At 28.7% G+C, this 16,379-nt stretch carries 6 protein-coding genes; 3 read left to right on the forward strand and 3 right to left on the reverse strand.

Annotation, left to right across the window (positions count from 1 at the left end):
* Positions 1 to 631: 631 nt before the first annotated feature.
* Together folK and pcnB are read right to left on the reverse strand one after the other, a co-directional pair.
* Complete coding sequence (folK, locus tag ERCISPPS3390_RS01185; protein ID WP_197095036.1) at positions 632 to 1,120, reverse strand: 2-amino-4-hydroxy-6-hydroxymethyldihydropteridine diphosphokinase; 489 nt, start codon at positions 1,118 to 1,120, stop codon at positions 632 to 634.
* Position 1,121: 1 nt separating this feature from the next.
* Complete coding sequence (pcnB, locus tag ERCISPPS3390_RS01190) at positions 1,122 to 2,546, reverse strand: polynucleotide adenylyltransferase PcnB (protein ID WP_197095392.1); 1,425 nt, start codon at positions 2,544 to 2,546, stop codon at positions 1,122 to 1,124.
* A 6,434-nt stretch (positions 2,547 to 8,980) separates the two neighbouring features.
* Between pcnB and glmU the strand changes: the two genes are divergently transcribed.
* Together glmU and glmS are read left to right on the forward strand one after the other, a co-directional pair.
* Positions 8,981 to 10,354, forward strand: coding sequence for a bifunctional UDP-N-acetylglucosamine diphosphorylase/glucosamine-1-phosphate N-acetyltransferase GlmU (gene glmU, locus ERCISPPS3390_RS01195; RefSeq protein WP_197095037.1), 1,374 nt, complete (start codon positions 8,981 to 8,983; stop codon positions 10,352 to 10,354).
* 154 nt (positions 10,355 to 10,508) lie between these two features.
* Positions 10,509 to 12,338: a glutamine--fructose-6-phosphate transaminase (isomerizing) gene (gene glmS, locus ERCISPPS3390_RS01200; RefSeq protein WP_197095038.1), complete on the forward strand. Its 1,830-nt coding sequence runs from the start codon at positions 10,509 to 10,511 to the stop codon at positions 12,336 to 12,338.
* Between the two features lie 153 nt (positions 12,339 to 12,491).
* Here glmS and fumC read toward each other — a convergent pair whose 3' ends face one another.
* Positions 12,492 to 13,880, reverse strand: coding sequence for a class II fumarate hydratase (gene fumC / locus ERCISPPS3390_RS01205; RefSeq protein ID WP_197095039.1), 1,389 nt, complete (start codon positions 13,878 to 13,880; stop codon positions 12,492 to 12,494).
* A gap of 1,677 nt (positions 13,881 to 15,557) precedes the next feature.
* Between fumC and ERCISPPS3390_RS01210 the strand changes: the two genes are divergently transcribed.
* Entirely contained in the window at positions 15,558 to 16,160 is a 603-nt protein-coding gene (locus ERCISPPS3390_RS01210; RefSeq protein WP_197095040.1) for a peroxiredoxin C, read from the forward strand.
* Positions 16,161 to 16,379 lie beyond the last annotated feature (219 nt).

The raw sequence follows: 16,379 nt of genomic DNA on the forward strand, positions 1-16,379 counted from the left end.
TAGAGTTTGCTAAATATTTTTAATATTTAATTAATAGAAATGATTATTCATAATCTATTTTATCCTTTCATAGGATGCCCAGAAGAAACACAATCCGTTAAGATTATTTTTAGTAGGGTTGTTATATAAGTCCTTTTCTTTCAGATAGATACGGATCTTTAATAAATCAAGCATGAATTCTTTTGCAACAAACATGATAAATTTATATGAGTTAGCTTATAGTTATAGAAAGCTGATATACCTGATTTTGTGTGTAAAAAGAGATATTTTAGAAAATTCTTAGAAAGATCATTTTTTACATCAAGAGTGTAAGAATTTAATTTCATTATCAATAAGCTTCAAAGTTCGGATAGTCTGGTCGGTACATTATATATTTAGCTATCATATGTGTACGATATCTATTATTAAGGTATAGATGTTGATTTTATTTAAATTTTACAGATAAATATTTTTATTATCTTAAAAAAATTTAATGATAGCATCACTGGTAGATTAAGGCGGGTATTGAAAGATCATCAAGGGGCATATTTTTACTCTTATATATACGGATAGCTATTTGTCAGTGATATCCTAATAAATATAGAGTCTTGGGTTGGTTTATGGTTGAAGTTTTATCATGATTCATAAAATATTAGATTTTTCTGATATCTTTTATTGCATTATAATCTAGATTATTTAGGATGGATGATAATTTTTGGCCATTTGGTAAACAAATTTTTGGAGCAATCTCAAGGAGAGGTATTATCATAAAAGCACGATTATGCATATCATAGTGTGGTATAGTTAATTGAGGTGTCTTGAGTGTTATATTATCGAAGAGCATAATATCAATATCTATTATACGAGCCCCCCATTTTTCTACTGATCGAATACGTCCTTGTTTTTTTTCAATATCTTGAATATTACTTAATAGTGCTTCAGGATCTAGATGTGTATCAAGAGACACAGCTACATTAAAGAAATTAGGTTGATTTATTGGACCATAAGATGGAGTTTCATAGAATAGAGATGTGGAAACAATGTAAGATTTTTGAATAGATGCCACCCTTTTCAAAGCATTATTAATCTGTCGTGGTGGGCTGTCAAGATTACTACCTAATGATAGATATGCGCGATGCATTTTAATAATCACTATTTTTAGTTATTTTCGCATGATGTAAATCAGTGAGTGAATATGCATATATCGCCTGTTTTTTATATGAACGAATTAGGTGATGATCAAGTATTTGAAGCATTATCTTTTGTTTTGGTAGTTCAGATATTTGGAATTCAAGCCACCATGTGCTTAGATTCTGCAAATCATGATTTTTTTCTACTTGAGCTCTCATTTTGAGAAGATCATATGCGGCGCGAAATATTGGATCTGCCATAATTGTGAATGCTCGTTTACCTTGTCGGCGAGTTAAACGAAATTGTAGTTGCCAAATTTCTCGCACTAATGTGGTAATACGCTTTGGTATAGCCAAAGCTTGATTGGCTTTTTCTAAAACATTATTCATAGATAATATAAAAGCATCGTAATAGTTAAGGTTGTTTTCTTTGGCAAGTGTTGTGGATATTATTAGTTGTGGGTACCAGTACATAGCGGCAAATAAAAACGCTGGATTAACACGCATGTGATTATGGATGCGTGTGTCAGTATTTGTTAATACCAACAGAATCATTTGTTCCATATGACTATTGCCACTCTTAGTAAAGTATTGTGTAATAATTGGAAAAAGAGGTTGGAATAATTGATATTTGCACAGTTCAAGATATGTACTATAGGCATAACCAGTCTGAAAAAGCTTTAATATTTCTTCAAAAAGACGAGCAGGAGGAATATCATATAGTAGCGTAGCTAGACGCGGGATTGGTTCTTGAGTTTCATAGGCAATATCCATTCCTAATTTAGCCGAAAATCTTACAACCCGTAGCATGCGAACCGGATCTTCACGATAACGAGTTTCTGCATTTCCAATTATGCGAATAATTCCTGTCTTAAGATCGTTTAGTCCACCCATATAGTCACGGACTGTATAATCAGCTATATTATAATATAAACTATTAATTGTAAGATCGCGACGCTGAGCGTCGTCTTCAATAGAGCCAAAAATATTATCACGTAATAGCATACCATTTTTGGCACATTGTGCATGATGATTAATATGTTTTGATTCTACTTTGTGGTGTCCGCGAAAGGTGGCTACCTCAATAATTTCATCTCCAAACATGATATGGGCAAGACGGAATCTACGGCCAACTAAACGACAATTACGAAATAATTTCCGCATCTGATCTGGTGTCGCATTAGTAGTTATATCAAAATCTTTAGGTTGTTTACCAAGCAACAAATCACGCACTCCACCACCTACGAGATAAGCTTCGTATCCAAATTTATGCAGACGGTATAATACTTTAAGAGCATTATCGCTAATATTCTTATGTGAGATATTATGATGATTTTTGGTAACAATAGCCACTTGACAGTTTTCTGTTATTTTAGTTGCTCTAACTTCTTCGCAACCACGGACTTTTCGATAAAAATTAGCCACTCTGGTAAAAATAGGGCACCTCTATACTAAAAATTATCTGATCTATTGAAAGCTAACTATAGTTCAGATGCAAGCCATCAATCACGTTAAAGATTTTGATTACCGCGTGTTGATAAATTTATGCAGATAGTCATAAAATCTTTTATGTTTATTTATAATTTCTACTTTGAAATGTGATTTTTCGTAATATATATTGAAACCAATAGGACTATTTATTTAATTCTATTAGCACCATGGTAATCTTTCTCTAATAGAGTATCCAGATATTGTAGAATGCAGTGAGATAATTTTAAGATAAAAATAGATATGTGACTCAATATTAAATTCTTCTATGCAGTTCTTTATTGTATTATTATACAATAGATAATATCAATTACATAGTTGATATCTTTTATATTTGTGTATGAGTAAGTAAGATTTAGCATCTTTAATATCTATATCGCAGATGATTTATATATTACAGATATTTTTAAGTATAATTTTCATTGCTCATGGCGGGAATTGCATGTTATTTTGTATAAATTTTATGTGTCTGTATATTATTGATTAGTTTTTTGTGAATATATATAAAGAATTTTTATATTAGCAATAACTATAAAAAAATAGATTAGCTGATTGTATACAGGATTTTGGTATTTTTGTTTATTATTTTATTAATTATTATATCACTACTAGTAATGTGTTCTATGTATGAAAAATACACATTTTTACTGTAGAGTACAATAGTGTTACAGCACTTTCTGATGCTTAAAAAGCATAACTAAATTTTTGATATTATTCTGAACAGTGCTAGTGGGTCAGAAAATCTATTTTAGTATCTCTGATAAAATAATTAAATTAAGGCAGCTGGAATTTCTTCATATAATTTTATATTTTTATTGTGTATGCAAATATAAAATATAAGAGAATTAAATATTTTATATTTAAGCAAATTATAGATATATAGTGATTGATTTTTTTACAAAATTGTTTTAATTAGATTAAGCATATACAATCCATAGTTGGATGCTAAATTGTACCTAGAATAATTTAAGATATATAATTAAACATTATTTATACATCTTTATTTTCAATAATGTTTTATTTTAAAGAAAAAGTGATCAATGCAGCTAGAGAAGTTAGCATGTGGTAAGATGTATAAAATTATATTTGACGATATTACAAAAATTTTTATCTAAATAAAAGTCTATGAGTAATATTCAGGAAGAGATTCAAAGATCATTAAGTAAAGATTATAAAGTTTATTGCATTTTATCAGTTTAAGTCTTCTTGTACATTGTTGAGAAATGATTTTTCGATGTACACCATCACTAATGATGTAGTAATATTTTTATAAAAAGTATCATATAGAAAAATTCTATATAAGGTTTCTATATTTAAGGCTTCTATATTTTAGCAAGTCGTGCGGGTTCTTTGAAGATTGAAGATTATTAATTTTTATATTTTAATTTTTACAACATATATTTTACAACATATAAAGATATATTTAACGATGCGACTAACGATGCGACGAGATAATACATTATTTGTATATTTTTCAGTGTTCTTTTATAAACTATGCATGTTAGATATTTTATTATAATGAATTATAAAAAAAATCATACTTTTATATTACATCATTATATTTTTATAATTATATTTTGATTTTAGTTATATAATCAATTATTCAGTGGAATAAAGATTATCGATAATTTTCCTATTGATGATTGTAATTTAATTATTATATTAATTTGTTAATTTTATAATGACTGATTTAAAAAGATATTTTTATTTGATTAATTTTTTTTTGTATGTTTGATCTTTCTACCGATCATAGAGTTTGATTTTGATGATTTACATTTTCGGTTTTGATTATTTACACTTAAGTAATATACAGTTCTGTAATTATTTCACTAAAAAATTTTAAGAATGTTGGAGATTATTATTTTATTGGTGTTTATAGTGATAATAGTGTTTTTTGAGTATCTCAAGATATTTATGATAAAATGAAATAATTAGTATATAAAAACATCTAGAAATGTCGATTATAGAGTATTTCTATATATTCTATAACATCTATATTTAAACAGAAAAGTAAGCTTTATTTTCTGTCTTAATTAAATTCTCAGTGCAATCTTTTTTATATATTTGATAAGCATTGTTTATAGAAAAATTTATGACTGATGATGCTATGGTTTTTACCATAAATATACTAACTCATTTTTGATTATTGATTAAACTATCTATTTTTAGATCATATAAAACTAGTAAATTATATTATCTATAAATTATATATATCATCTAACTCATGGTTATATTATCAAACATATTAGGAATGTAACACCTAAAAAGTGCTAGAAATAGTAAAGAATGTATAATAAAATATATGTGAATTTTTAAGATTTTGCTACTCTGTTTTGAGAAATCGATAATGAATAAAATCCGTATTTTGTCAGAATAGTTTTTCGCATTATGCCTTTGTAACAGTAACATTATGCCTTTGTAACAGTAAGACGTGATATGTTAAGTGGCAATGGGAGATGTATGAATAGCATAAAACTTTACATCTCAGTAAGATATACAAAGTAAGATAAGTAAGATAAAGAGCACTAGATGATATGCAACTCAGTGGTCTAGATATATTTTTTATTATATTATATGTTTTTTTAAATAGTTTCTACTGCCGCAAACATTATTGCTCTGATTTTTGAGCGTGTTTTGGATATTTCTTTGTAGTTTTTAAAATTTTTTCAAGAATATGTTATATATGTGATTTATATAGAGTATGGTGGTAAGATTAGATGGCGCAATGAGTTATTGTTAATCATGCCGATTGTGTTTAAGGGCGTAGAAAATTAAAAAAAATAAAAAAGAAAATACTCTATGTTTGCTATACGCTCTTCATCTAATAGAATCTTTCTGATTTTAGATTGGATGAAAAGTATTTATCATTTTACTATAGGTTATAAATATAACTTGTATAAAATAATGTATAGTATAAAAAATCTTTATTTTTGCACATAGATGTCAGAGATATTAATGTTTTTAACATGTTTTTAACAGAATACCCTAATAACTGTAAATATTAGACAAAATATAAAAAATTATTCAATAAAGGTCTAGATGTCTTGGACTATAGACAGATTTAAGTAATACAATAATAATTAAAAGATATTTTTGAAAGATTTTTTAGTTAAAAATAAGTGAATTTTCTCTATATATGCATACACTTCAATAATTTTAATGCGTAGTTGGTGCTAAAATAATACGTTGACAAAGGGGGTAATTGTTATCTATTTAATAGTGGATATTATTTTATCTAAAAATAAAATATTTTTAGATAAAAATATTATATATATGAATCGAATAACTCCAAAATTGAGGTGAGATACAATATTAATAGTAGAGAATTTTCATTAATTTGATTAATATAAAGTAACATCTAACACAATATGTTCTTGAAAAATCTTGCTTAATAAGCATTACATAATTTCTGTTTAATTTACTAGAAATTTACTCAACATTAGCGTATAAATGCGCAATAGTTAAACACTATCTATGATGATTTTTCAAATTTTTATAAAAATTTGAAATTTAAAGTGTTCAAAAAATCTCGAACAATAAGAGATATACTGGCATACAAAGAGATAAATTATTCTGATATATTAAAATAATAATTAAAATATTTTCTATTCAAAAAAATCTATTGATAGTAATTGAACTTAAGTTTACCTAAAATCTTTGATTTGTTGATTTCTTGGTATCAGGTCTTTAAAAAAATTAAAGCTAAGGGTTGAAGTCTTTTTATTTTTTAAGACTATAAAATATGAATTTTTATACTAAACAACGATTGTCGTTAACCATCCTGATTATGAAAGAGCGTTAAATATGTCATGAGTAATAAAGTGATAGCTTAAGATTAAGACAATCATTGATATAATATTTCGTTATTCTTATCTATGTCTATGAGAATTCTTATCTATGAGAACGATGCCTCGTGATTTATACCTAATAGCAGAATAGTTATTCTTAATACAAAATATCATTTAATTTTAATAATTTTATTAACAGTATTTTTATTAAAATATTTTATTCATACTTATATGAAGCTTTTAAATAAAAATTAAATAAAAATATATAATAATAAATTATCAATTAATAAAATTTTATGTAAAAAGATAATAATCTTGTATAATATTGTGATCTATTAATGTAATAAATATTAATATACAACTAATTATTGTTATCTTAAAATAATAGAATATTTCTTCTGTTATCTGAAAATTTAAAAGAATAACTTACTATTTATTAAAATTTTTAATCATGAACTTTTCATCATGAACTATAGTAAATAAATATAACCAATATTGATATTATAGTAGACAATAATCCTATTTTGAACTTAGCGCGCTAATAATGTAATTAATTTATATTAAATCAGAAAATTAGTGATCTTTAAATTAATAGATAATAGATAATAGATAATAGATCAAAAATTTATTTTAGCTTATAATATTATTTTTTTATTCTATAATAAAAACAAATTAGCTAAAATTATTATCTTTGGAAAGATTTTTATTTTATATTTTGCCTTATATCCTATCATATTTAAGATGTTTATCTTAAAATCAATAATTTTTAATGTTGTGGTAATATGCTACATATCTTGTTATTTAATGAAATTAAATGTATGGTTGTTATTTTATAATGAATAGTTTTATCTAATTTTGATCCACAATATAAATATATTATCTATATTTTATAAAATTAGATCGTCATGAAGATATTAATAATCTATTCTTCTATAGAATCACATGAAGATATTAATAATCTATTCTTCTATAGAATCAGAATCTTTTTTTCATCTACACTACTAGTTTATCTTGATTTTTAAAAATCTTAAAATCATTTATTTTGTAAAATACAATAGTTATTAATGAGGATCATTATTTTTGATAAGCTCTGATTTTAATAAATATAGCTTTACCTGAGATGTAATACCGATTTTTAGGTTGAGCCTCAAAGTGATAATTTTAAAAAAATTTATCTTATATTTTTGTTATCTGGTCGATATTACATTCTCAATGTATGTTTAATTCTCAATGTATGTTTAAAATTATCATTTTTATTTTTAGATGAAATTTGATAATGATAAATAATTATAATTAAATTTATTATATTTGCAATAATCATTAACAAATCAGTTTAAAAAGTATTATCAGATTGAGTATTAATATATTTTAAAATGTTGTTTACTGATATCTTTCTAGCAATGAGAAAGATGAAAATCTTATATGTTTGTTATTATTTGTTGTATTATACGATCCTATCGTATATTTACTATGGAGCTAAGTTTTGTGTAATTTCTAATTTAGACAGTGGACATGCTTTATAGTTACATAAAATATTATTTTGTTAAACATAGGCAGAATTATTGCTATTTTAGTGAATTATTGTTAGGTGCTAATATTTAGTAGATTGTCTTAAGTTTAAGAGCACTGAGAGGAAGAATCTATCAATATAGATTTATATGTGTTATATCTTTTATAAGAGATAGAATGGATTATTTATATATGTAGTAAAGAATAATATAATATATGTTGTTTTTATTATTAGGTCTAAAACTTAAAAGAAAGTTGACTAGTATTAGGGTGATGTCTCTCTAATGTTCCATGTTTCCAATAAAGTATTACAATTAGTAAGATTAATGTCTAGATAGTATGATGCCTTAGCTAAATTATTTAGAAAATATAGACCACATGAACAGATCTTTATCATCTCCGATTATAACTATAATCAAGTCCGATTATAACTATAATCAAGCGATACTTTTAAGTGAGATTTTTTATAACTTAAAGTATAGTGATGATTCTGTATTTTTACATATAGAACGATTTAAATATCTAATTTAACATGATTATGATCATTTAATTTAAAAATCTAAAAATTAAAAATCTAAAAACTAAAAGGTTTTAATTACTATGAGTTACATGATCTTAATATGTATTTCTATTATCTTTGCTATTGAGTAATAACTAAATATATTCTGATTTATTACTATATAGTGGCATATAGATATTTTTATCTTATTTGATAGATTAAATATGAACATGAGGTATGGTATGAGGTATGGTGTGTGGTGTAGAGTAAATAGGAAGATAGTAAATTAGCAAAATAAGAAATAAATTAGCAAAATAAGAAATTAAGATAGTTAAATCAGATAATACCGAATTCAGGGTATTGTAGAGCAATCTACACCATATGATGTGGTTATTTAGCATAATTTATGAGAGCATGACAATGCTTTTGCTATATCTATATAATAAGTGTTTTTTGTATAATAGCATCTGCTTTATTAAAGATATAAGTTTTACATGCCTACCCATAGAGTAAACATAGTTTAGCCCCATATAAAGTCTTACCGTTTCTTCGTTGCCACGTTGAATAAATAATTAGCCGAGATATTTATGTTCGACCATTCTATAAGCGCAGTAATTCTTGCTGCTGGCAAAGGTACTCGTATGCACTCTCATATACCAAAAGTGCTACATTTGCTTGCAGGTAAACCTATTGTTCAGTACGTTATAGATAGTGCTAAAGCAATTAATGCAAGAAACATCCATCTAGTTTACGGATATGGCGGTGATCTTCTAAAAACCACTCTCAAGGATGAATCTTTAAATTGGATTTTTCAAGAAGAACAACTTGGTACAGGCCACGCCATGCAGAAATCTTCATCATATTTTGATGATAATGAAGATATTTTAATGTTATATGGTGACGTTCCTTTAATTTCAAGTTCAACATTGTGTCGTCTCCAGATGGCAAAGATAGAAGGTGGTATTGTTTTACTTACGCGAAACTTGGATAACCCAACGGGTTATGGTCGCATTCTCCGTAAAAACGGGAGAGTAGTTGGCATTATAGAACAACAAGATGCTACACCAGAACAACTACAAATCAATGAGATTAATACAGGTATCCTCTTGGCAGGTGCTGCAGATTTAAAGCGTTGGCTAAGCCAGCTTACTATTCACAAAGCAATCGGTGAGTACTATATAACTGATATTATCGCGATAGCTCACAAGCAAGATTGCCCCATTGTTTCAGTGCATCCTGTGAACAATATCGAGGCAGGTGGAATAAACACCCACCTTCAGCTTGCTCAGTTAGAACGTCTCTACCAAATTGAACAGGCAAAACAATTGCTTCTAGAAGGTGTTACGCTGCAAGACCTAAATCGTTTCGATTTACGTGGCACGCTTAAACATGGTTGTGATATCGTTATTGATTCTAATGTAATTATTGAAGGACATGTAGTTGTTGGAAATGGAGTTACTATTGGTAGTGGATGTTTAATTAAAAATAGCATTATATCTGATAATAGTATGATTTATCCTTATAGCGTTATTGAAGATTCTTACTTAGGACCAAGGTCTATCATTGGCCCATTTGCTCATTTACGTCCAGGAAGTAAATTAGAAGAGGGCTCCTATGTCGGTAATTTTGTAGAATTGAAAAATTCACATCTTGGGATAGGTTCCAAAGCAGGGCATCTAAGTTATATTGGTGATGCAGAGATCGGAAAAAATGTTAATATTGGAGCAGGAACTATTACTTGTAATTATGATGGTGTTAAAAAATCAAAGACTATAATCGGTGATGATGTTTTTATTGGTTCCGGGTCTAGTTTTGTTGCTCCGGTTCAGGTATCATCTGGCGTTACTATTGCCGCTGGTACTACCATTATGAGAGATATTTCCGATATTGGGTTGGTGTATGATCAAAAAAAGCAGATCTTTAATTCTAATTGGAATCGGTTGAAGAAGAAAGAAGAATAATTTTAAGATTGCACGTTTCATATCTAGAGAATATCTACTAAATATATTACTATCATGATCATTTATTATAATATTGAGGGTGCAATTAAATCTCCTGAGAATATCAGGTTAAAAATATCTGGTTACTTAATAATACTATCAGGAACTCATAACTATGTGTGGAATTATTGGTGCTGTTTCCCAGCGGGATATTGCAAAAATTCTTCTTGAAGGGCTTCGTTATCTTGAATATCGTGGTTATGATTCTGCTGGTCTCATGGTAGTTAATTCTACCGGAAAGGCAAACCGTTTACGCTGCGTTGGAAAAGTAAACAATTTAGTCTGCGCAGCAGAACATGCTGTACTTTTAGGAGAGACTGGTATTGCACATACACGCTGGGCTACGCATGGAAAACCAGAGGAAAGTAATGCTCACCCACATATATCTACTAATATTGCAGTAGTGCATAATGGAATTATTGAGAATTATGAGCTATTACGTGACCAATTACGGGATCGGGGTTATACTTTTTTTTCAGAGACTGACACGGAAGTAGTAGCTCATTTAGTGCATTGGGAGCAACAAAGAGGGGGTTCATTACTTGCAGTAGTGCAGCGTATTATTCCAGATCTTTGTGGTACTTATGGGATGGTAATATTAGACACTTGCTCTCCTGATAGATTGATTGCTGCTCGTTCTGGTAGTCCTTTAGTGATTGGTTGTGGTGTTGGTGAAAATTTTATTGTTTCGGACCCTATGGCGTTATTGTCAGTGACGCGTCGGTTTATATATTTAGAAGAAGGAGATATTGCGCAAATTAGCTCTTATGGTATTAAAATTATGGATCGTTGCAATAATATTGCACAGCGGCGCGAAATAGAATTAGACACGCATTATGATTCAGGAAATAAAGGTTTATATAGTCATTATATGCAGAAAGAGATTTATGAGCAACCTTTGGTTCTGAAAAATACGCTAAGTGGTCGTCATAATAATAGTTTTGTTGAGTTTTCGGAGTTTAATGATCAGACCTATGCTCTTCTAGAAAAAGTTGAGCATATACAGATTGTGGCATGCGGTACTTCTTATCATTCTGGTATGGTTGCTCGTTATTGGTTTGAGTCGCTAGCGAATATGCCTTGTGATGTTGAGATTGCTTCTGAATTTCGTTATCGAAAATTAGTAGTACGAGAAAATAGTTTATTTATTACTTTGTCTCAGTCTGGTGAGACGGCTGATACATTAGCAGCATTACGTTTATCTAAGAATTTAGGATATTTAGGATCTTTATCTATCTGCAATGTATCTTCTTCTTCTTTAGTGCGTGAATCTGATTTTTCTCTCATGACGAAAGCGGGAATAGAAGTGGGGGTAGCATCAACTAAATCTTTTACTACTCAATTAGTGGTTTTGTTGATTTTAGTAGCAAAAATTAGCAGTTTAAAAGGTGCGACTTCAAAAGTAGAAAGAGAGATCGTTAATGCTCTACAAATACTTCCAGGTTGTATTGAAAAGGTATTATTGCAAGATCAACTCATTTCTAAATTAGCACAGAATTTTTCTAATAAAAACCATGCTTTATTTCTTGGGCGGGGGGAACAGTATCCAATAGCTATGGAGGGTGCTCTAAAATTAAAAGAAATCTCTTATATTCATGCTGAGGCTTATGCTGCTGGTGAGTTAAAACACGGACCATTAGCATTAATTGATTCTGAGATGCCAGTTATTGTAGTTGCACCACAGAATACACTATTAGATAAACTTAAATCTAATATTGAAGAGGTGCGTGCTAGAGGTGGGCTGCTATATATTTTTACTGATTCTATCTCTAATTTTTCAAGTAGTAATAACATACATATTGTTCCTTTACCTCATATTCCAGCAGTACTTGAACCTATTGTCTATATTGTGCCATTACAGTTATTAAGTTATTATATTGCTCTTATACGAGGCACTGATTTAGATAAGCCGCGTAACTTAGCCAAATCAGTAACAGTGGAATAATACTTCATCTTTTCTAAAATTAAAGAAAATCATAGTATCACTAGATAATTATTCGATACTCATCATTTAACACAGTGAGCTGTTTTATTATTCGAAACATTTCAATTTATTTTTTGTATAAAAGTAATATAGTTATATTTGATAGTAAGCACTCTAAACACCTACCATTTTTTCAGGTTTAACCCAGGTATCAAATTGAGCTTCTGTTAAAAAGCCAAGTTTTACTGCAGATTCTTTTAATGTTAATCCCTCTTGATTAGCTTTTTGAGCAATTTTTGCTGATTTATCATAACCGATATGCGCGCTAAGAGCTGTTACAAGCATTAATGATTCATCAAGTAATTTACTAATGCGATGATGATTAGGTTGGATACCTAGTGCACAATGCTGATTTAAGCTATTTATACCATCAGATAATATTCGTAAGGATTGTAAAAAATTATATATCACCATTGGTCTATAGACATTTAATTCAAAGTTACCTGATGCCCCGCCTATGTTAATCGCTACGTCATTTCCCATCACTTGACAACATATCATGGTTACCGCTTCACACTGAGTGGGATTTATCTTACCTGGCATAATAGAGCTGCCGGGTTCATTTTCAGGAATACTAATCTCACCAATGCCACATCTTGGACCAGAAGCCAACCATCGAATGTCGTTAGCAATCTTCATTAAAGAAGCCGCTAGACTTTTTAAGGCACCATGAGCATGGACTATAGCGTCACAAGTTGCTAATGCCTCAAACTTATTTGGTGCTGTAATAAATTTTGTTTTGGTTAGCGCGATAATTTCATTGACCATACGAAAGGTATATTCAGGGTGAGTATTGAGACCGTTACCTACAGCTGTGCCTCCTATTGCCAGTTCTGATAAATGAGGTATACTTTTATGAATGTGGACTAGATTGTGCTTAAGCATTGATTTCCAGCCTGAAATTTCCTGCCCAAGAGTTAATGGGGTAGCATCTTGTAAATGAGTGCGACCGATTTTTACAATATCTTTAAAGGCTTTAGATTTATGGTATAGTGTCGTATGGAGGGCCTTTATTGCTGGGATTAGATTTTTTTTTATAGCTAGCACCGCTGAAATATGCATGGCAGTCGGAAAGACATCATTAGAACTCTGACTGTTATTTACTTCATCATTCGGATGAATCAAGCGAGAAATGCCACGCCCACCCCCAAGGAGCTCACTGGCGCGATTAGCGAGCACTTCATTCATGTTCATATTTGTTTGAGTACCAGATCCGGTTTGCCAAATAGAGAGCGGAAAAGCCTGATAATGTTTTTTGGCCAGTACTTCATCAGCTGCTAATATAATAGCTTCTGCGTGATCAGACCTTATTAAACCGAGTTCTTGATTAACTTTTGCAGCTGCACGTTTGGTAAGTGCTATGGCATATAAAAGCTCTTCTGGCATTTTTTCTGTGGAGATGCAAAAATATTTTAGAGAGCGCTGTGTTTGTGCACCCCATAGCTGATTTATAGGAACCTCGATAGTACCCATAGAGTCCTGTTCAATGCGGGTTTTATACATTTTTATCCTCACATAGGTAGGAAAAATATAGTAATTACGGTAGACGATTAGAATTATATGTATGTTATGCTTACTAGATAGTAATTACTTAAAATAGGTCTATCAGCATGATATGTTGTATATTTATGTATACTACCATCTAAAAATGATATTTTTATGATACTTTCATTGTATTTCGATTTTTAGATAAGTGTTGATTTATATTGACTGAAATAAATACCAGGATGTATAAATTTTTCTATTTAGTAGTTATTTTTTGTTATGAATAATTAATTTGCATAAAAATTTTATTGAATTATAAAAAAATTATTATAGATGATTGATATCACAAGAGATAAGCGATCAAGGTAGTACGCTTTGTTTTCCATGAAAAATATCTAGATATGCTATGATAAAAATATATTATTTATATAATATTTAATTATAGCTATATAATATTTAATTATAGCGTATAATATAAAAAATATAAACATACAAATGCTCTTATTAAAGAACCATTTATAGAAGCATGATTTATAGTTATGATTTTTATTTTTGATTTTGTTTAAATTTTTTTTAATCTTATATTTAATATGGTAAGATTAGTTCATCATTTTTATAAATTATCTGGATTTCTTTTAGTTTTTGTATTTTCAATGCATTTAGGGAAATATAGATCTATTATTATTGATTTTTTATTTAGATGATATTTTTAAGAACGCAAAAGTAATAAAAAACTTATTAGAATAGAAACTGAAAGCTTGCTTGATCTAATGGAATGAGCTAAGAATTCTAATTCTAAGGATAGATATTATTTAGCAGAATAAGTTTCAAGAATGATAGGCTAAGCAAGATTTTTATTGACAGTCTCGGATAAATTCATGAAAAATATAGTATATAAAATAAAACATATTTTATTTATCAGTATGATTGATTATTAGTTAAGGCTGGACCTTAAAATATAGAATCTGTGCATAATTTATCATGATGTAATCATGATAAATTATAATATGCTGTTAAGTAGTGTCTTGTGAGAAGATTGATCTATAACTAATTTAAAAAGATCTTTATGCTTATTTTTATGATTTATAAATATAATATCAAACTAAGACCATATGTAAGATCTATCGCATTATAATACGAGTATTTGTTTTTATACTACGAAGTTTCTATATCACTTAAATGTTAATTTTTATACTGTTTTGAACATTATTTATTTGGTTTGAGTGTGTAGATTTTAGAAGAAAATTATTTTTTTCAGTAAGATATATCACAAAATGGTTGGTATTTGCTATCTAATTCTTTCTAATGCTCTATGTTAGAGTAGAGTAATTATATTAAAAGTATCATAAAAATTTGAGTTACTATTTCAAATCATTGCAAACATTGCTCTATAATAAGCTCTGTTTTATAATGATTTATATCATTAACCACTACACATTAAATACTAGGTACAAGTGCCAGACATTTATATTTCATACTGAACATTAAATAGAGCTGTAAGTGTTGTTTTGAGTAAAGTAAAATGAGTTTGATATAGTTGATGCTTTTAATTTTAACTGATTAATTATAATTAATCAGGCATATAATTTATAACTCGCAGAATTGACACGGTTTGCAAGATGATTGTAACTGTTCATGAGATGTTAATGAGATATTTTACCTCTGAGTTCTCAGAATTTTATTTAGGAGTTAATCATGGTTTTAGTGACACATCCAGCCCCTGATTTTACTGCTGCTGCTGTTTTGGGAAACGGTAATATCATAGAGAGATTTAACTTTATAGAACACATTCATGGAAAAATGTGTGTACTTTTCTTTTGGCCAATGGATTTTACATTTGTATGTCCATCTGAGCTTATTGCATTTGATAAAAGGTATCAAGAATTTCAGAAACGTGATGTAGAGGTTATTGGTGTATCTGCCGACTCACAATTTGTTCATGATGCATGGCGCAAAACACCAATTAATCGTGGTGGAGTTGGTGATATTCAGTATATTATGGTTGCCGATATCAAGCGTGAAATCCAAAAATCTTGGGGTATTGAGCATCCTAAAATCGGTGTAGCATTGCGCGCCTCTTTCTTAATTGATCAGGTTGGTATAGTTCGACATCAAGTGGTAAATGATTTACCATTAGGTCGTAATATTAATGAAATGTTACGTATGGTTGATTCACTTAATTTTCATGAAAAGAATGGAGAAGTGTGCCCAGCGCAATGGGAAAAAGGTAAAGATGGGATCTTACCATCACCTGATGGGATTTCTCAATATTTAACTACGCATATAGATCAATTATAATACACGCATAATGTTGTCATTAAAGTACTAGAACAATTATATATTAGTGCTTATGATATTTTTCTGATAAAAAGTCAATTTTATCGGTGAAGTATTAGCATTTAAAATATTTTATTGCTGAGTATTAATACTTAAGAATAATAATTTTTTATATTTTATTATGTAATCCTAGAAGTTACTAGCTGTATTTTTTCTTGAAAGCTAGTAACTCATTTGATA

Source organism: Candidatus Erwinia haradaeae (assembly GCF_900698885.1).
GTDB lineage: Bacteria > Pseudomonadota > Gammaproteobacteria > Enterobacterales > Enterobacteriaceae > Erwinia_E > Erwinia_E haradaeae_H.